The sequence below is a fragment of the Stenotrophomonas sp. 78350_Sma genome, assembly GCF_056482105.1.
The window spans coordinates 329,628-347,500 of the sequence record NZ_CM151182.1 but is presented as its reverse complement, the minus strand read 5'-3'; the positions used below and the strand labels follow the sequence as shown (position 1 = coordinate 347,500).

General features: G+C 68.5%; 15 protein-coding genes (1 of these 15 only partly in view). 10 read left to right on the top strand and 5 right to left on the bottom strand.

Annotated elements, in window-relative coordinates; all coding sequences use genetic code 11:
• Positions 1-316 carry the start of a tyrosine--tRNA ligase gene (tyrS, locus tag ACZK4H_RS01520; protein ID WP_099551461.1) on the bottom strand. It extends 896 nt beyond the left edge of the window, so the window shows 316 of its 1,212 coding nt (coding positions 1-316); it begins with the start codon at positions 314-316; its stop codon lies off the left edge, out of view.
• Between the two features lie 167 nt (positions 317-483).
• Between tyrS and ACZK4H_RS01515 the strand changes: the two genes are divergently transcribed.
• Both ACZK4H_RS01515 and ACZK4H_RS01510 read left to right on the top strand, forming a co-directional pair.
• Entirely contained in the window at positions 484-1,956 is a 1,473-nt protein-coding gene (locus tag ACZK4H_RS01515) for a M23 family metallopeptidase (RefSeq protein WP_099551462.1), read from the top strand.
• Between the two features lie 65 nt (positions 1,957-2,021).
• Complete coding sequence (locus tag ACZK4H_RS01510; RefSeq protein WP_099551612.1) at positions 2,022-3,149, top strand: anhydro-N-acetylmuramic acid kinase; 1,128 nt, start codon at positions 2,022-2,024, stop codon at positions 3,147-3,149.
• Positions 3,150-3,219: 70 nt separating this feature from the next.
• Here the strand turns inward: ACZK4H_RS01510 and ACZK4H_RS01505 are convergent, their stop codons facing one another.
• From ACZK4H_RS01505 to ACZK4H_RS01495, 3 genes are all read right to left on the bottom strand, one after another.
• Positions 3,220-3,450 carry a hypothetical protein gene (locus tag ACZK4H_RS01505; RefSeq protein ID WP_099551463.1) on the bottom strand — a complete coding sequence of 77 codons (231 nt, stop codon included), beginning with the start codon at positions 3,448-3,450 and terminating at the stop codon, positions 3,220-3,222.
• Positions 3,451-3,527: 77 nt separating this feature from the next.
• On the bottom strand, positions 3,528-4,901 hold the full coding sequence (locus ACZK4H_RS01500; protein WP_099551464.1) for an AmpG family muropeptide MFS transporter: 1,374 nt from the start codon (positions 4,899-4,901) through the stop codon (positions 3,528-3,530).
• Positions 4,898-5,698 (bottom strand): exodeoxyribonuclease III, encoded by an 801-nt coding sequence (locus tag ACZK4H_RS01495; protein WP_099603906.1) that lies wholly within the window; start codon positions 5,696-5,698, stop codon positions 4,898-4,900. Before ACZK4H_RS01495 ends, ACZK4H_RS01500 begins: the two co-directional genes overlap by 4 nt.
• 162 nt (positions 5,699-5,860) lie before the next feature.
• Between ACZK4H_RS01495 and pyrE the strand changes: the two genes are divergently transcribed.
• From pyrE to ACZK4H_RS01455, 8 genes are all read left to right on the top strand, one after another.
• On the top strand, positions 5,861-6,520 hold the full coding sequence (gene pyrE, locus ACZK4H_RS01490) for an orotate phosphoribosyltransferase (RefSeq protein WP_005407772.1): 660 nt from the start codon (positions 5,861-5,863) through the stop codon (positions 6,518-6,520).
• An 18-nt stretch (positions 6,521-6,538) separates the two neighbouring features.
• Positions 6,539-7,204: a hypothetical protein gene (locus tag ACZK4H_RS01485; protein WP_099551466.1), complete on the top strand. Its 666-nt coding sequence runs from the start codon at positions 6,539-6,541 to the stop codon at positions 7,202-7,204.
• A 174-nt stretch (positions 7,205-7,378) separates the two neighbouring features.
• On the top strand, positions 7,379-7,471 hold the full coding sequence (locus ACZK4H_RS01480) for a potassium-transporting ATPase subunit F (RefSeq protein ID WP_005407770.1): 93 nt from the start codon (positions 7,379-7,381) through the stop codon (positions 7,469-7,471).
• Positions 7,472-7,483: 12 nt separating this feature from the next.
• On the top strand, positions 7,484-9,193 hold the full coding sequence (gene kdpA / locus ACZK4H_RS01475) for a potassium-transporting ATPase subunit KdpA (protein WP_099551467.1): 1,710 nt from the start codon (positions 7,484-7,486) through the stop codon (positions 9,191-9,193).
• A 10-nt stretch (positions 9,194-9,203) separates the two neighbouring features.
• Positions 9,204-11,261 (top strand): potassium-transporting ATPase subunit KdpB, encoded by a 2,058-nt coding sequence (gene kdpB, locus ACZK4H_RS01470; protein WP_099551468.1) that lies wholly within the window; start codon positions 9,204-9,206, stop codon positions 11,259-11,261.
• Positions 11,258-11,908 (top strand): potassium-transporting ATPase subunit KdpC, encoded by a 651-nt coding sequence (gene kdpC, locus ACZK4H_RS01465; RefSeq protein WP_099551469.1) that lies wholly within the window; start codon positions 11,258-11,260, stop codon positions 11,906-11,908. The genes kdpB and kdpC overlap by 4 nt, the downstream gene beginning before the upstream one ends.
• A gap of 51 nt (positions 11,909-11,959) precedes the next feature.
• Positions 11,960-14,620: a sensor histidine kinase gene (locus tag ACZK4H_RS01460; RefSeq protein ID WP_099551470.1), complete on the top strand. Its 2,661-nt coding sequence runs from the start codon at positions 11,960-11,962 to the stop codon at positions 14,618-14,620.
• Entirely contained in the window at positions 14,601-15,314 is a 714-nt protein-coding gene (locus ACZK4H_RS01455) for a response regulator transcription factor (protein ID WP_004153862.1), read from the top strand. Before ACZK4H_RS01460 ends, ACZK4H_RS01455 begins: the two co-directional genes overlap by 20 nt.
• A gap of 204 nt (positions 15,315-15,518) precedes the next feature.
• Here ACZK4H_RS01455 and ACZK4H_RS01450 read toward each other — a convergent pair whose 3' ends face one another.
• Positions 15,519-17,861, bottom strand: a complete 2,343-nt coding sequence (locus ACZK4H_RS01450; RefSeq protein ID WP_099551471.1) for a phosphomannomutase/phosphoglucomutase — start codon at positions 17,859-17,861, stop codon at positions 15,519-15,521.
• Positions 17,862-17,873: the final 12 nt, after the last annotated feature.

Here is a 17,873-nt window from a genome sequence, read left to right as displayed (position 1 = left end):
CCTCATAGGTGCGGGCGTTGGCCAGCACGTCCTCGCGGCTGAGCGGCTTGCGGGTCAGGCTCTTGCCGGACGGGTCGCCGATCATGCCGGTGAAGTCGCCGATCAGGAAAATGACCTGGTGGCCGAGGTCCTGGAACTGGCGCATCTTGTTCAGCAGCACCGTATGGCCCAGGTGCAGGTCGGGCGCGGTGGGGTCGAAGCCGGCCTTGATCCGCAGCGGGCGGCCTTCCTGCAGGCGCGCACGCAGATCCTCGAGCTTGAGGATCTCGTCGGCACCGCGGCCGATCAGGGCAAGGGCTTCTTCAATCGAGGACACGTGACTACTCCCGGCAACGCCGATTCTTGTGTGGGGTGTTAAAGCAAAGTTAACCCGATTGGCTTCACAAAAGCCAATGGGCACAAGGGTTTGACGCGGTTTTCTCAGGTGTCTATGGTAACCGGCGATCAGGCCCGCGCTCCCGGGCTGCCAGGAAAAAACCGCCGATGCACAATTCCGAACAAGGGCGCGCACGCAAGCAGCGCTTCCAGGAACGCCTCCACGTCCTGCACGACAACGCCCTGCATCGGAAGCTCAGGCAACATCTTCCCGCCGCCTTCAACGAGCGCTGGACCCGGCGCCATTGGATGCATGCCAGCCTGTTCGCGACCATCGGTGCCCTGGTGGCAACGATCGTCCCGGGCTTCTCGCACACCATCGACGCCCCCTTTGCCGACAGCCATACCAGCCTGGCGCTGCCGTTGCCGCCGCTGACCATGGCGCGCCAGCAGCAGGTACCCGGTGACAGCTGGCAGGTGCTGCGCGTGCAGCGCGGCCAGACCCTGAGCGATCTGTTCGACAAGGCCGGTATCCCGGCAACCACCCTGCACCGGGTACTGGACCACCCGGGCGCGCGCGAGGCGCTGACCAAGCTTCGCCCGGGCGCCGAGATCGCCTTCGACATGCCGCTGTCCGGTGACCTGCGCAGCATCCGCTTCGACCGCGATGCCGACAACCGGGTGGAGCTGAGCCTGGCCGGCGATGACATCAAGGAGAAGGTGACCCAGCGCGAGACCTCCACGCGCACGGTGGTCACCAGCGGCGAGATCACCAGCTCGCTGTATGCCGCGGCCCGACGCGCCGGGCTGTCGCCGTCGGCGATCGCGACGATGACCGATGACATCTTCAAGTACGACATCGACTTCTCGAAGGACCTGCAGCCGGGCGACCGCTTCAGCGTCGTGATGGACGAAACCTGGCGCGAAGGCGAGAAGGTGGACACCAGCAAGATCCTGGCGGCGACCTTCACCACCGGTGGCAAGACCTATTCCGGCTTCCGCTTCGACCGCAACGGCAAGTCCGAGTACTACGACCTCAACGGCCGTTCGCTGAAGAAGAGCTTCATCCGCATGCCGATCCCGTTCGCGCGGCTGAGCTCGACCTTCGGTGCGCGCAAGCACCCCGTGCTGGGCAAGATGCGCATGCACAAGGGCGTGGACTACGCCGCGCGCACCGGCACCCCGATCATGGCCGCCGGCGATGCCCGCGTGCAGTTCGCCGGCGTGCAGCGCGGCTACGGCAACGTGGTGATCCTGGACCACGGCCGTGGCCACACCACGCTGTACGGCCACATGTCGCGCTTTGCGAACATCAAGACCGGCCAGCGCGTGGCCCAGGGCACGGTGATCGGCTATGTCGGCTCGACCGGCCTGGCCACCGGCCCGCATCTGCACTACGAATTCCGCGTCAACGGCGAGCACCGCAACCCGCTGACCGTGACCATGCCGCCGCCGGAGCCGCTGAAGGGCGCCGAGCTGGTCGCCTTCCGCGCGCAGACCGCGCCGGCGATGGCCCGGATCCAGGGCATGGAGAAGCTGATCTACGCCGACGCCAGCCCGGCACCGACCAGCCGCGACGAGGCCGCCCCCGAGGTGGCCAGCGCCAAGGACAAGAGCAGCACCGGCCGCAAGCGCGGCTGAGCCCCTGCGTTGACGAAGAAGGACGCGGCAGCCCAAGCTTGCCGCGTCCTTTTTTTATGCCCGCCATGAACACGACTGCCGACGCCACTGCTCCCCTGTACCTGGGCCTGATGTCAGGCACCAGCGCCGACGGCATCGATGCCGCACTGGTGCAGTTCCCCAGCACCGGCGGCTGCCGCTTCGTGCATGGGCTGACCGCCCGCTGGGAACCGGTGCTGCGTGCCCGGCTGGTGGCGCTGGGCGAAGGCGGGCCGCTGGATTCGCTGGAGGAACTGGGCGAGCTGGACGCGCGGATCGCGATCAGTTTCGCCGAGGCCGCCAACCAGCTGCTGGCCGAGGCCGGCGTGGACCGCCGCCAGGTGCGCGCGATCGGCTCGCACGGCCAGACCGTGCGTCACCGCCCGCTGGCCGACCCCGCCTTCACCGTGCAGCTGGGTGACGGCAACCGCATCGCCGAGTTGACCGGGATCACCACGGTGTCCGACTTCCGCCGCCGCGACGTGGCGGCCGGGGGCCATGGTGCGCCACTGATGCCGGCCTTCCACCTGGCCATGCTGGGCACGGCCGACGAAGACCGCGCGGTGCTCAACCTGGGCGGCATCGCCAACCTGACCCTGATCCCGCGCGAAGGCGCGGTGCGTGGCTTCGATACCGGCCCGGCCAACGCGCTGATGGATGCCTGGTGCCAGCGCCACACCGGCCGCACCTTTGATGCCGACGGCGCCTACGCCGCCAGCGGCGCGGTGGACGAGGGCCTGCTGGCCGGCTGGCGTTCGGACCCGTGGTTCGCGCTGCCACCACCGAAGAGCACCGGCCGTGAGCAGTTCCACCTGGCCTGGGCCGAGGCCCACATGGCCGAAGGCCAATACGCTGCCGCCGATGTGCAGGCGACCCTGCTGGAGCTGACCGTGGCGACGGTGGCCGATGCGCTGCTGGCGCAGCAGCCGCGGACCCGCCGCCTGCTGGTCTGTGGCGGCGGTGTGCGCAACCGGCAGCTGATGAAGCGGCTGGCGGCACGGCTGCCGGACGTGCAGGTGGAATCCAGCGCGGTACACGGGCTGGACCCGGAGTACGTGGAAGCAATGGGCTTTGCATGGCTGGCGCAGCGGACGATGGACGGGCTGGCCGGCAACCTGCCGAGCGTGACCGGGGCCCAGGGCCCGCGGATCCTGGGGGCGATCCACCTGGCGTGAGGTGGTCATCCACGCATGGCGTGGATCTACCGGGAACGGCGGTCGAGCGTGGCTCGACGCTACATGGGCACTAATCGAAGACCTGCCCTGCGGGCAAGGCCTGCAGGGCGGCGATGGCATCGGACAGGGCATCCACTTCCGGATCGCCGAAGCCGGAGCGGACTTCCAGCTCACTGCTGAACAGGCCCTGCTCCAGCAAGGCGGCACAGGTCTGTTCGTGGGTCCAGCCGCGGGCGACCGCGACGCGTTTGATACGTTCCAGCAGCAGCGGGTCCAGGTCCCGCAGCACAACGTCGGCCATGCTCACTTCCCCGTTCGCAAGGCACCGCCCCCTCGGCGCGTCCGGGCGATGATCCCGCAGACCGGCCGGGCAGGCAATCAGGCGGCGCTTGCGGCCTGGCGACGACGCTGCTGCACGATCAACAGGGCGCACAGGATCACCACCGGGATCGCCACCAGCGCGGTACCGACGAAGAACAGTGCATAGCCTTCCAGCAGCGTCCGGCCCTGCGCGAGCGTCTGTACCGACCACCCCGAGAGTCCCTTGAGGGCCTTGCCGGGCATCGCGTAGAACGAGCTCAGCAGCGCGTACTGGGTGGCGGTGTATCCGATGCTGGTCAAGCTCGACATATAAGCGATCAGCGCCGTTCCGGCGAAGCCGCTGGCGAAGTTGTCGATCGCCATGGCGACGGCGAAATGGGTTGTGTCCGGGCCGGAATAGGCCAGCCAGGCAAACGCCAGGTTGGAGGCCGGCCCCAGCACCGCGCCCACCATCAGCGCCGCCAGCACGCCCCAGCGGACCGAGACCAGGCCCGCTGCGGCAATGCCGACGAACGTCGCGACCAGCCCGACCGAACCACGCACCGCGCCCACGGTATCTTCGTCCAGGCCGAGATCGACATAGAAGGGGTTGGCCATCGGCCCCATGACGAAGTCGGCCATGCGATAGACGCTGATGGCCACCAGGATCAGGATCGCGCCGCTGCGGTGCTCGCGGACGAAGGCGATGAACGGCCCGGCCACGGCGTCGAACAGGCCACGCGGCGTCCACAGCGAGGTCGCCTGAGCCTGCACGGCAGCCACCTCCCTGGCGGGTTCCCTGGCCATGACCACGGCCACCACGCCAAGCGCCATGAGTACCGCCATGATCTCGTACGAGACCTGCCAGCCGACACGGGCCGCGATGATCAGGATCAGCGCATCGGTGACCAGCAATGCGGTGCGATAGCCCAGCGCGGATGATGAGGTCAGCAGGCCGAGCTGCTCGCTGTTGTCAGCACTTTCAATGCGCCAGGCATCGATGACGATGTCCTGGGTGGCCGAAGCAAACGCTACGATCACGGCCATCACGCCGAACACGACGATGTGCTGCCAGGCGATACCCAGGAACTGGATCTGCCCCCCCTTGGGCTGGACCAGCGCCATGCCGACCAGGCCCACCACCACGACCAGCTGCGACAGCAGCATCCAGCCACGGCGGCGGCCAAAGCGGCCGAACAGGGGCACGTCGGTCTTGTCGACGATCGGCGCCCACAGGAACTTCATGGTGTAGGCCAGCCCGACCCATGACAGGAAACCGATCGTGCTCAGCTCGATGCCTTCCTTGCGCATCCAGAAGCCGAGCGTGTTGCCCACCAGGTAGATCGGCAGACCGGAACTGAAGCCGAGCAGCAGCATCGCCAGCACCTTGCGCTGGCTCAGGTTGGACAACACCTGCTGCCACGGTCGGCGCGGCTTGGCAGCCTCGGTCACAGGTCGTAGTCCACGGTGAACGGGGCGTGGTCGGAGAAGCGCTCGTCGCGGTAGATCGAGCAGCTGCGCAGGCGGTCACGCAGGCCCGGGGTGATGAACTGGTAGTCGATGCGCCAACCGACGTTGTTGGCACGGGCGGCGCCGCGGTTGCTCCACCAGGTGTAGTCCTCGCCGGTGGGGTTGAGCAGGCGGTAGGCATCGGCCCAGCCGCGGCCGGCGGTGACATCGGTGGTCTGGCCGTGGTCGGCGCAGAGGGCGTTGAGCCAGTCGCGCTCCTCCGGCAGGCACCCGGAATTCTTCTGGTTGGACTTCCAGTTCTTGATGTCCAGCGCCGAACGCACGATGTTCCAGTCGCCACACAGCACGTAGTCGCGGCCACTGCGTGCCCACTCCTCCAGGATCGGCCGCAGCCATTCCATCACTTCGAACTTGAAGCCCTGCCGCAGGTCGCCCGAGCTGCCGGACGGGATATAGAAGGAGACCACGCTGAGGTTGCCGTAGCGTGCCTCGATGTAGCGGCCTTCGTCGTCGAACGGGGCCCAGCCCAGCGAGGTGATGACCTGGTCCGGCTCGCGCTTGCTGTAGATCGCCACGCCGCTGTAGCCCTTCTTGGTGATGGCGTCGCGGTAGAAGCAGTGGTGGCCGTCCGGGCGGAACATCGGGTCGGTCAGCTGGTCTTCCTGGGCCTTGGTCTCCTGGATGCACAGGACGTCGGCGTCCTGGGCACGGAACCAGTCGAGGAAGCCCTTGGTCGCGGCGGAACGGATGCCATTGGCGTTGAAACTGATGATGCGCATGCGGAAGACCTACGGCGGGAAACCGGGCAAGCATACCGGTTGCCCGCGGGGCTGCGCAGTCCGCCGGGTGCGCCCGCGAACGCCATCACACGGGGCCGGACGAGCGCGAAACGCCCAGCTGGATTAGGATTTGTGCTCCAAATGAATATGAATCGAGTTTTGATGAGCGACCACCGCCACCGTTTCCTGCAGCTGGCCCTGACCGCCGACGCCCTGCGCTTCGGCCAGTTCACCCTCAAGTCCGGCCGGCTGAGCCCCTATTTCTTCAACGCCGGGCGCTTCGACTCCGGCTCGCTGCTGTCCCAGCTCGGCGCCTGCTATGCCGATGCCATCGATGCCAGCGGGATCAAGTACGACGTGGTGTTCGGCCCGGCCTACAAGGGCATTCCGCTGGCCACCGCGATGGCCTGTGAGCTGGCCCAGCGTGGCCGCGACCTGCCGCTGTCGTTCAACCGCAAGGAAGCCAAGGACCACGGCGAAGGCGGCCAGCTGATCGGCGCCGACATGCAGGGCAAGCGCGTGCTGATCGTCGACGACGTGATCACCGCCGGTACCGCGATCCGCGAAGCGCTGGGCATCATCCGCGCCGCCGGTGGCACCCCGGCCGGCATCGTGGTGGCGCTGGACCGCCAGGAGATCGCTTCGGAGACCGACCGCCGTTCGGCGGCGCAGTCGGTGGCCGAGGAAGCCGGTATCCCGGTGATCGCCGTGGCGTCGCTGGCCGACCTGCTTGATTTTGCCTCCGGCAACCCGGAACTTGTGGGTTACCGGCAGCCGCTGGAAGCCTACCGGGCCCAGTACGGCGTTCGTTCCATCCGCTGACCGACCAGGGGAAAGGTCATGTCCCGAGTTCCTGCTGTCCTCTTTGCCGGCCTGCTGCTGGCCGTGCCGTTCACCGCACCGGCGCAGTCGCGCGACAGTGGCAAGGCGGAAAAGAAGCTGTACTGCTGGAACGAGGGCAAGGAGCGGATCTGCAGTGATTCGCTGCCGGCCGACGCGGTCAACCATGCCCGCGAGGAATTCAATGCGAGCACGGGCCTGCGCAATGCACAGGTCCAGCGCGCGTTGACCGACGAGGAACGTGCTGCTGCCAGCACCGCTGCGCAGCAGCAACAGCTGGACCTGATGGCCGAGCAGACCCGCCAGCGCACCGAGCAGGCCATGTTGTCCACCTACGGCAGCGAGGCCGACCTGCGCCGGGTGTTTGCCGAGCGCCAGGAAGTGCTGGACAACAACCTGAAGACCGCCGAGTACAACGTCACCAGCCTGCGTGAGTCGCTGGTGGCGCTGCTGTCGGCGGCGGGAGACCGCGAACTGGCCGGCGGCAAGGTGGTCGACAAGCAGGCCGAGGCGATCCGCAAGCGGCATGCGCAGCTGCAGGCGCAGCAGCGCCTGCAGGCCGGGCTCGTGCAGCAGCAGCAGGCATTGAAGGCCGAGATCGACAGTACCCTGCAGCGCTATCGCGAGCTGAAGGGGTTGGTGCCGGCGGCGGCACCGGCGGGCTGACGGCGTTGCCTCCGCCGGGCATGGCCCGGCGCTACCCGGCGTCCGGTTACGGCTTCGGGCGATGAATTTATGCACTTTTTACGCGTCGGCCCGGTCCGGCGCGTAGTGCGTTTATGGGGGGCAGGACGACGATGGCGGCCTGAGGTGGAGGGGTTCCACCAGGACGCTATTGCAATGTCCCCCTGGCTGTCGTTGTTGTGTGGCGTGCTGGTGCTGGTCGCCGCCGCCTATCTCCTTTATGTCGTGCTGCGGCCCGAGTCGTTCTGAGCGGAGCCTGCCATGACTGAGATGCTTGTGATTATTGCCGCCAGCCTGCTGCTGGCGTGGCCGCTGGGCCTGTACCTGGCACGCGTGATGCGCGGCACGCCGATGAAGGTCGACGTGCTGTTCCACTGGATCGAGAAGCCGCTGTACAGGGTGTTCGGCGTCGATCCATCGCGCTCGATGTCCTGGCGCGGCTATGTGCTGGCCTTCGTGCTGAGCAACGTGGTGGTCGCGGTACTGACCCAGGCGGTGTTCATGACCCAGGCCTGGCTGCCGTTGAACCCGGACCAGATCCCGAACATGCGCTGGGACACCGCGCTGCACACGATGATCTCGTTCCTGACCAACACCAACCAGCAGCACTATTCGGGCCAGGCGCAGCTGTCCTACCTCTCGCAGATGACCGGCATCACCGGCCTGCAGGTGGTGACGCCAATGATGGGCCTGGCGTTGGCGGTGGCCACGCTGCGCGCGTTGTTCTCGCGTGCGCCGCAGGCTGCGGCAGCCAGCGGGGCCGGCGATGACCGCCAGGTGGCGGTGGGCAACTACTACGTTGACGTGGTGCGCCTGTGCGTGCGCTTCCTGTTGCCGCTGTGCCTGGTGTGGACGCTGGTGCTGACCAGCCAGGGCGTGCCCTCGACGATGGCCGGCGGCCCGCAGGCCACGCCGATCGATGCCAACGCCAGCATGGTCCAGCAGAAACTGCCGCTGGGCCCGGTCGCAGCGATGGTCGCGGCCAAGCAGCTGGGCGCCAACGGCGGCGGCTGGTATGGCCCGAACAGCAGCTTCCCGCTGGAGAACCCGACCCCGCTGTCGAACGCGCTGGAGATCGTCGGCATCCTGCTGGTGCCGATGGCGGTGATCTTCATGATCGGTGCATTCACCGGCCGGCGCCGGTTCGGCGCGCTGGTGTTCAGCTGCATGCTGGGCATGTCACTGCTCTCCACCGGCGCGATGATGTGGAGCGAGGCCCATAGCGCCAGCGCCGCCACGCCCCTGCTGATGGAAGGCAAGGAAGTACGCTTCGGCGCCGATGGCACCGCGCTGTGGGCGGCGGTGACCACGCAGGTCTCCAACGGCTCGGTCAACGGCATGCACGATTCGTTGGCGCCGCTGAGTGGCGGCATCGCGATGGTCAACATGCTGGTCAGCGCGATCTGGGGCGGTATCGGCTGTGGCCTGCAGCAGTTCATCGTGTACCTGCTGCTGGGCGTGTTCCTGGCCGGGTTGATGACCGGGCGTACGCCGGAACTGTTCGGCCGCAAGCTGGAGACGCCACAGGTACGCCTGCTGGCCCTGCTGGTGCTGCTGCAGCCGATCACCCTGCTGGTGTTCACCGCCATCACCCTGGCCGTGCCCGGTCTGGCCGGCACGTCCAATCCTGGCTTCCATGGCATCAGCCAGGTGTTCTACGAGTACGTCTCGGCCTATGCCAACAACGGTTCGGGTTTCGAAGGGCTGGGTGACGCCACGCTGTGGTGGAACCTGAGCTGCTCGCTGGTGCTGCTGCTGGGCCGCTTCCCGCTGCTGATCATCCCGCTGGTGGTGGCCGCACAGCTGGCCGCCAAGCGCCAGGCGCCCGAGTCTGCCGGCAGCCTGCAGATCGAAACCCCGACCTTCGCCCTGACCCTGGTCTCGGTGATCGTCATCCTGACCGTGCTGCAGTTCATGCCGGCGCTGGTACTCGGCCCGATCGCCGACCACCTGAGCCTGGGACTGCACTGAGGACACCCCGATGAGTACCCACGCAAATTCCACCCGAAGTTCCCTCGCACCGCGCCCTGCCCTGCTGGATGCCGCAGGCCTGCGCCGTGCACTGGTCGAGGCGGTGCGCAAGCTGTCGCCGATGCACCTGGTGCGCAGCCCGGTGATGGCGGTGGTGATGGCCGGCACGATCGTCGCCGCCATCATCACCCTGACCGGCAATGCACCGCTGGGCTTCGGCCTGGCGGTGACCGCGATCCTGCTGGTGACCGTGCTGTTCGGCAATTTCGCCGAGGCGGTCGCCGAAGCCCGTGGCCGCGGCCAGGCCGCTTCGCTGCGCCGTGCCCGCCAGGATCTGGTGGCGCGCCGTCTGGCGGCACCGCAGCCGGGTGCGGCGGAAGCCCAGGTACCGGCCGCGGAGCTGCGTCCGGGTGACCACGTGATCGTCAGCGCCGGCGAGCTGGTGCCGGCCGATGGCGAGATCGTGCAGGGCCTGGCCACCATCAACGAAGCGGCCGTGACCGGTGAATCGGCGCCGGTGCTGCGCGAGGCCGGCACCGATCGTTCCGGCGTGATCGGCGGCACCAAGGTGCTGTCCGACCAGATCATCGTGCGGGTGACCGCCGAGCCGGGCCACAGCTTCCTGGACCGGATGATCGCGCTGGTGGAAGGCGCCAACCGGCAGAAGACCCCGAACGAGATCGCACTGACCCTGCTGCTGGCCGCGATGACGCTGACCTTCCTGGTGGTGGTGGCGACGCTGCCGGCGATCGGCGCAGCGGTAGGCGTGCAGGTTGACCCGCTGCTGCTGATCGCGCTGCTGGTGTGCCTGATCCCGACCACCATCGGCGGCCTGCTGCCAGCCATCGGCATTGCCGGCATGAACCGTGCGCTGGCCGCCAACGTGCTGGCCAAGTCGGGCAAGGCGGTGGAAGTGGCGGGCGACGTGGACGTGCTGCTGCTGGACAAGACCGGCACCATCACCTACGGCGATCGCCAGGCCAGCCACTTCCACCCGTTGGCCGGTATCGATGCCAGCCAGCTGCGTGAAGCGGCGCTGCTGTCCTCGCTGGCCGACCCGACTCCGGAAGGCAAGTCGATCGTGCGCCTGGCGCGCGAACAGGGGTGCGCCACCGCCGAACCGGACCATGCCGACTATCTGGCCTTCACTGCCCAGACCCGGATGTCCGGCGTCGACCTGGAACATGGGCGGCAGATCCGCAAGGGCGCCGCCGATGCCATCCGCGCGCATGTGCAGTCGCTGGGCGGCAACGTGCCGGCCGAGCTGGCCGGTCGTGTCGAGCAGGTCGCGCGCAATGGTGCCACCCCGCTGGTGGTGGCCGAGGGCCGCCATGTGCTGGGCGTGATCGAGCTGTCGGACGTGGTCAAGCACGGCATGCGCGAGAAGTTCGCGCAGCTGCGGGCGATGGGCATCCGCACGGTGATGATCACCGGTGACAACCCGCTGACCGCCGCCGCGATCGCTGCCGAGGCCGGTGTCGATGACTACATCGCCGAGGCCCGCCCCGAAGACAAGCTGGCACGCATCCGCCAGGAGCAGGCCGGTGGCCGCCTGGTGGCGATGGTGGGCGACGGCACCAACGACGCCCCGGCACTGGCGCAGGCCGATATCGGCCTGGCAATGAACTCCGGCACGCAGGCGGCGAAGGAGGCCGGCAACATGGTCGACCTCGATTCGGACCCGGCCAAGCTGCTGGCGGTGGTGGAAGTGGGCAAGCAGCAGCTGATCACGCGCGGTGCGCTGACCACCTTCTCGCTGGCCAACGACGTTTCCAAGTACTTCGCGATCCTGCCGGCGCTGTTCGCCGCTGCCGTTCCGACCATGGCCGCACTGAATGTGATGCAGCTGTCGAGCCCGCGCAACGCGGTGCTGGCGGCGCTGATCTTCAACGCCCTGGTGATTCCCGCACTGATCCCGCTCGCCCTGCGTGGCGTGCGCTTCCGCCCCGCCACCGCGACGGCGCTGCTGCGCCGGAACATGCTGGTGTACGGCCTCGGCGGCGTGTTGCTGCCGTTCGCGGCGATCAAGCTGATCGACCTCCTTCTTGTCCTGGTATCCGGCGCATGAACCGTTCTGCTTCCACCTCCACCTCCCTGTCCCGCGAACCGAAGGCCGAGGCCCGCGTGGCCAGCCTGCAGGATGGCGCCAGCTGGCGCCCGGCGATCGGCCTGGGCCTGGCCACCCTGCTGCTGGCCGGCGCGGTCTACGCCGGCATTGCAACCGGCTTTGCCGGCCTGGCGTTCCCGGGCCAGGCGGAAGGCAGCCTGTTGCGCGATGACAGTGGCCAGGTGCGCGGCTCGGCGTGGCTGGCGCAGCCGTTCACCGGTGATGGCTACTTCCAGGCACGGCCGTCGGCGGCCAACTACGACCCGATGGCGGCGGCCGGTTCCAACATGGCGCGCAGCAACCCGGCGCTGGCCGAGCGTGTCGCGGCCAGCACCGCTGCGGTAGCCGCACGCGAAGGCGTCGCGCCGGCGCAGGTGCCTGCGGACCTGGTCACCCAGTCCGCCGGCGGCCTGGATCCTCAGCTGTCGCCGTCTGCAGCGCAGTTGCAGGTAGCTCGCGTGGCGCGTGCCCGTGGCCTGCCGGTGGAACGCGTGCAGGCACTGGTGCAGGCGCATACCGAAGGACGCCAGTGGGGCCTGTTCGGCCAGCCGCGGGTGAACGTGGTAACGCTGAACTTCGCGCTGGACCACGCGGCCAAGGCGCCGTGATGCCGGCCTGCACCAGCTGCGCGCACAATGGCGGCCATGACAGCGGCACCCATGACTGATGCGCGTACCCGCCAGGCCGATGCCCTGGTTGAAGGCCTGCAACGTGAAGCCGGCGGCAAGCTGACCGTGTTCCTCGGCGCGGCGCCGGGCGTGGGCAAGACCTACACCATGCTGACCCGCGCGCAGGAACAGCTGCGTCGCGGCGTCGACCTGGTGGTCGGGCTGGTGGAAACCCATGGCCGTGCCGATACCCAGGCGCTGCTGGAGGGGCTGCCGCAATTGCCGCTGAAGGACGTGGCCTACCACGGCCATGCCCTGCAGGAGATGGATCTGGATGCCGTGCTCGCGCGGCACCCGGCGCTGGTGCTGGTGGACGAACTGGCCCACCGCAACGCGCCGGGCAGTCGCCATGAGCGACGCTGGCAGGATGTGATGGAACTGCTGGATGCCGGCATCGACGTCTGGACCACGGTCAACATCCAGCATCTGGAAAGCCTCAACGATGTGGTGATGCGCATCACCGGCGTGCGCGTCAGCGAGACCGTGCCGGACGGTGTGCTCGACCGCCTGCACGACATCGTGCTGGTCGATCTGCCGCCGCGCGAACTGATCGCGCGCCTGCAGCAGGGCAAGGTCTATCTGCCGGAGCAGGCCGCGCAGGCATTGCAGGCGTTCTTCTCGCCGGCAAACCTGACCGCGCTGCGCGAGCTTGCCATGCAGGAGGCCGCCGACCGCGTCGACAGCAGCCTGCGCGAGGCACGCGCTGCCCGTGGCGAGAGCAACCTGCCACTGCGCCGCGGCGTGCTGGTGGCGATCGACGGCGGCGGCCAGAGTGAATACCTGGTGCGCGTGGCACGACGCATCGCCGAACGCCGGGACGCACCGTGGACCGTGGTGACCGTACAGGGGCGACGCCAGGACGAGGCGACCCGGCGCGAGATCGATGCCGCCTTCGCCCTGGCACGGCGTCTGGGCGGCGACGCCGAACTGCTGCACGGATCGAGCATCGCCGATGCCCTGCTCGACCACGCTGCGCACAACGGCGTGTCGACCCTGGTGCTGGGCCGGACCCGCGAACGTCCGCTCGCGCGGATGTTCAACCGTACGTTGACCCAGCAGCTGATCCAGCGCGGCGCGCATTACGAGATCACCATCATCAGCACCCCACAGGCGCGTGCGCGCTCGCGCCGCGAAGGCCTGCTGCCACCGATGCGCGGCATCAGCTACGAACCGGTACAGGCGCTGATCGCCACCGCGCTGGCCTGCGGGGTGGCATGGCTGGCCGAACGCTGGGTCGGCATGGCCGACCTGTCGATGGTGTTCATCGTGGCGGTGGTACTGGTGGCTGCGCGCACGCGCGCCAGCGTGGCGGTAATGGCGGCGATCCTGTGCTTCCTCGCCTACAACTTCCTGTTCATCGCGCCGCGCTTCACCTTCGCCATCGGTGCGCGCCAGGGCGTGATCACGGTGTTCCTGTTCCTGGCTGCCGCGCTGGTGGCCGGACGCCTGGCCTCGCGCCTGCGCATGCAGGTGATCGCGCTGCGTGCGGCGAATCGACATGCGCGTGCGCGCCAGCAGCTGGGCCGCCAGCTGGCCAGTGCCGCCGGCAACGGCGAGGTGGCGCAGGCGGGTCGGCATGCACTGGAACAGGCCATGGATGTACCGGCGTGGCTGCGGATCGGCGCCGATACCGCCACCGGTGGCCGCAGCCAGCCGGGCGATACCGATCTGGCGGCGGCCGACTGGGCCCTGCGCCACGGCCAGCCCAGCGGCCGCTTCACCGACACCCTGGCCGGTGCGCAATGGTGGTTCCTGCCGCTGCTGGATGGCGAGGACCGCGCCATCGGCGTGGCCGGCCTGTACCTGCCCGGCGCACAGGCGCGCCTGCTGCCCGAGCAACGGCAGCTGGCCGAAGCAATGGTCGATGACATCGCGCAGGCCGCGCTGCGTACGCGGCTGGTGGCCGAACTGGAGCAGGCGCACGTCAGCAACGAGACCGAACGGCTGCGCTCGGCCCTGCTCTCTTCGGTGTCGCACGACCTGCGCTCGCCGCTGGCGGCGATGATCGGTTCGGCCGACAGCCTGGCCAGCTACGGCGCGGCGATGGATACGGCCGATCGCCGTGCCCTGCTGGACACCATCCTGGTCGAGGGCGAACGGCTGGACCGCTACATCCAGAACCTGCTGGACATGACCCGCCTCGGCCACGAGGGATTGAAGATCAACCGCGACTGGATCGGCGTGGACGAACTGATCGGCTCGGCGGCGCGGCGCCTGCAGCGCTACCAGCCGAAGGTGCGGCTGGAGCTGGATATTCCCTCCACGCTGGCGCCGATCTGGGTGCACCCGGCACTGGTCGAACAGGCAGTGTTCAACGTGATGGAGAACGCCGCCAAGTTCTCGCCGCCCGACGCCGCCGTGCAGGTGCAGGCGCGCGAGCTGGACGGTCAGCTGCGCATCGACGTGATCGATGCCGGGCCCGGCATTCCCGACGACGAGCGCGCGCGCATCTTCGACATGTTCTACAGCGTCGAGCGCGGCGACCGCGGCCGCCACGGCACCGGCCTGGGACTGACCATCTGCCAGGGCATGATCGGTGCGCATGGCGGCAGCGTGCAGGCACTGCCCGGACGCGACGGTCGCGGTACCCTGATCCGCATCACCCTGCCCCTGCTCAAGCCAGCCTCCCACGATGAGCCCGACCCCGATTGATGCCAGCGTGCCAGCCGCGCGCGTGCTGGTGATCGATGATGAAACCCAGATCCGCCGGTTCCTGGACATCAGCCTGCGTGCGCAGGGCTACCAGGTGCGGCAGGCCGCCACCGGCCAGGAGGGCCTGCAGCTGGCGGCCAGCGAGGACATGGACCTGGTCATCCTGGACATCGGCCTGCCGGACATGGAAGGGCACGAGGTGCTGGAGCAGCTGCGGCAGTGGAGCCAGGTGCCGGTGATCATGCTGACCGTGCGCGCCGGCGAGGCCGAGAAGGTGCGGGCGCTGGACACCGGCGCCAATGACTACGTGACCAAGCCGTTCGGCACGCAGGAACTGATGGCACGGGTACGTGCGCTGCTGCGCACGCGCAGTGTGCCCAGCGATGGCACACCGCCGGTGTTCGACGACGGCCATCTGCATGTGGATCTGGTGCGCCGTGAAGTGGCACTCGATGGCGAGCCGGTGGCGCTGACCCGCAAGGAATACGCGTTGCTGTCGCTGCTGCTGCGCAACGCCGGGCGGGTGGTGACCCAGCCGCAGATCCTGCAGGAGATCTGGGGGCCGACCCACCAGCACGACACCCACTACCTGCGCATCCTGGTCGGCAAGCTGCGGCACAAGCTGGGCGATTCAGCGCTGGATTCGCGCTACCTGTTCACCGAACCGGGCGTGGGATTGCGGTTCAAGGGGTGAGGGTGTGCCGACCAACGGTCGGCACCCACCAGACAAACGAATTCGGAAGAGCATCCACGCATGGCGTGGATCTACTGTGTCGACCAAGGTCGACACCTACCAACAGCTCCAGGACATTGTCAGGGGTGGGGCGGTGTCCCACGGATAGCCGGCCTTTGACGTTGACGTTGCTTCGGCGGGTGCCGGGCGCAGCCCGGCCCGACCTCAGAACCCCAGCGGGGTGTCGCCCAGCACCGGCTGCAACTGGCTGCGGAACAGCGCCTGGATGCGTTCCAGTGCCGCCTCGTCATTGCCCTCGAAGCGCAGCACCAGCACCGGCGTGGTGTTGGAGGCACGCACCAGCCCCCAGCCATCGGGGAAGTCCACGCGCAGGCCGTCGATGGTCGACAGCCGCCCACCCACGTACGGGTTGTCCGGCGACTGTGCCGCCGCCACCAGCATCGCCACCAGCGCATGCGGCGTACCTTCAGCCACCGGCACCTTCAGCTCCGGCGTGGCCACCATCTCCGGCAGCTCGGCCAGCACCTCGTCCGGGGTCTCTTCGCGCTGGGCCAGGATCTCCAGCAGGCGCGCCGCCGCATACAGGCCATCGTCGAAACCGAACCAGCGCTCCTTGAAGAAGAAGTGGCCGCTCATCTCGCCGGCCAGCTCGGCATCGGTCTCGCGCATCTTCGCCTTCATCAGCGAATGCCCGGTCTTCCACATCAACGGGCTGCCACCATTACGCAGCACGTGGTCGGACAGCTTGCCGGTGCACTTCACGTCGTAGATCACCATCGCGCCCGGGTTGCGCATCAGCACATCGGCGGCGAACAGCATCAGCAGGCGGTCGGCATAGATGATCCTGCCTTCGCCGGTGACCACGCCCAGGCGGTCGCCGTCGCCATCGAAGGCGACGCCGAGGTCGGCGCCGAAGCGCTTGACCGTCTGCACCAGGTCTTCCAGGTTGGCCGGTTCGCTCGGGTCGGGATGATGATTGGGGAAGGTGCCGTCGACATCGCAGTACAGCGGGATGACTTCGGCACCGATGGCTTCCAGCAGCTGTGGCGCCAGCGCACCGGCGACGCCGTTGCCGGCATCGGCCACGACCTTCAACGGGCGGTCCAGCTGCACGTCATCAGCGATGCGCTGGATGTAGTCGGCACCCACCTCGCGCTGCTGGTAGTCGCCCGGCTCCGTCGCCTGCACCAGGCGACCCTCGACGATGCGCTGGTAGAGATCGGTGATGGCATCGCCGGACAGCGTCTCACCGCCGATGACCACCTTGAAGCCGTTGTACTCGGGCGGGTTATGGCTGCCGGTCACTGCCACGCAGCTGCCGGTACGCAGATGGAAGGCGGCGTAGTAGACGACCGGCGTCGGTGCCAGGCCGATGTCGATCACCGTGCAACCGGTGCGACGCAGGCCCTCGGCCAATCCCGCGGCCAGTTCCGGGCCGGACAGGCGGCCATCCCGGCCGATCACCACCTCGCGCAGGCCCTGCTCCAGCGCCACGGTGCCGATGGCCTGGCCGATCAGCGCGGCGGTCTTCGGCGTCAGTTCGCTGCCGACCACGCCACGGATGTCGTAGGCGCGGAAGATGCCGGCGGCCAGTTCCCCGGCCGGGACCGGCGGTGGCGGCGGCGCACTTTCCGCGGTGCTGGCGACGGCCACCGGCGGCGGCGCCATCTGCAGGCTCTCACTCAGGGTAGGACCGTGATCGGCTTCGGCCGCAGCAGCGCGGCGCGGCAGCGGCAGGGTCTTCGGCAAGCGGCCGCGACCGACCACCAGCAACACGGCGACAAAGGCCAGCAGCAGCGCGACGATGGCGCTGGCCAGCGAACCCAGGCCCAGCGGACCGGGTTCGACATTCGGTACCGCGGCCACCAGCCGCAACGGCGTGCCCGGAACCGGCCGCGCCAATGCTTCGGCACTTTCTGCCAGGCCGGCATCGCCCTGGGCGACGAGGTCATGCGTGCCCTGGCGCAGGCCAAGGAAACCGGCCGATGGCGCACTCACCTGGTCCAGCGGCGAGGTCAGCCGCAGCAATGGCTGGCGCACGTAGAGCACTGCCGGGCCCAGGCTGCCCAGCTGCACCGGAGCCGCCAGGCCAAGACGATTGCCACCTGCATCGCGCACCACGCGCAGGCCCGGCTTGCCCTCAGCCAGCGCTTCTTCCAGCAGGGCCAGGCGTGCATAGCCGAAGGTGGCCGGGTCGGCATAGGCCGTTGCCAGATCGGCGCCCAGCACTTCAACCTGCTCCACCCCGGTCCAGCTCTCGCGTACGGCCAGCGCTGCCGCGGCGGCGTCACCGGCCTGCAGTGCCTGCTGCACGCGTTCGTTCTTCAGCTGCTGCTGCAGCTGCTTCAGCTGGCCGGCAGCCGCCTCCTGCAGCCCCTGCACGGCCTGGTCACGCGCTTCTTCCAGCGCCTGGCCATTGGCTTCCTGCCGCCATTGCTGCACCGCGCTCCATCCGAACCAGCCAGCCAGCAGGACCAGCAGCACCCCCAGTAGTGGCGCACTGCGTCCCAACGACCGTTCCCGCTGCCCTTCCCCGATGCCGCTCATCAATGTCCCCCG

Coding starts and splice junctions, on each gene's coding strand:
- ACZK4H_RS01450 (WP_099551471.1), bottom strand. CDS start 17,861: ATGAGCGGCATCGGGGAAGGGCAGCGGGAACGGTCGTTGGGACGCAGT.
- kdpB (WP_099551468.1), top strand. CDS start 9,204: ATGAGTACCCACGCAAATTCCACCCGAAGTTCCCTCGCACCGCGCCCT.
- kdpC (WP_099551469.1), top strand. CDS start 11,258: ATGAACCGTTCTGCTTCCACCTCCACCTCCCTGTCCCGCGAACCGAAG.
- ACZK4H_RS01515 (WP_099551462.1), top strand. CDS start 484: ATGCACAATTCCGAACAAGGGCGCGCACGCAAGCAGCGCTTCCAGGAA.
- ACZK4H_RS01505 (WP_099551463.1), bottom strand. CDS start 3,450: ATGGCCGACGTTGTGCTGCGGGACCTGGACCCGCTGCTGCTGGAACGT.
- ACZK4H_RS01510 (WP_099551612.1), top strand. CDS start 2,022: ATGAACACGACTGCCGACGCCACTGCTCCCCTGTACCTGGGCCTGATG.
- ACZK4H_RS01460 (WP_099551470.1), top strand. CDS start 11,960: ATGACTGATGCGCGTACCCGCCAGGCCGATGCCCTGGTTGAAGGCCTG.
- ACZK4H_RS01455 (WP_004153862.1), top strand. CDS start 14,601: ATGAGCCCGACCCCGATTGATGCCAGCGTGCCAGCCGCGCGCGTGCTG.
- ACZK4H_RS01480 (WP_005407770.1), top strand. CDS start 7,379: ATGTCCCCCTGGCTGTCGTTGTTGTGTGGCGTGCTGGTGCTGGTCGCC.
- ACZK4H_RS01495 (WP_099603906.1), bottom strand. CDS start 5,698: ATGCGCATCATCAGTTTCAACGCCAATGGCATCCGTTCCGCCGCGACC.
- ACZK4H_RS01485 (WP_099551466.1), top strand. CDS start 6,539: ATGTCCCGAGTTCCTGCTGTCCTCTTTGCCGGCCTGCTGCTGGCCGTG.
- pyrE (WP_005407772.1), top strand. CDS start 5,861: ATGAGCGACCACCGCCACCGTTTCCTGCAGCTGGCCCTGACCGCCGAC.
- kdpA (WP_099551467.1), top strand. CDS start 7,484: ATGACTGAGATGCTTGTGATTATTGCCGCCAGCCTGCTGCTGGCGTGG.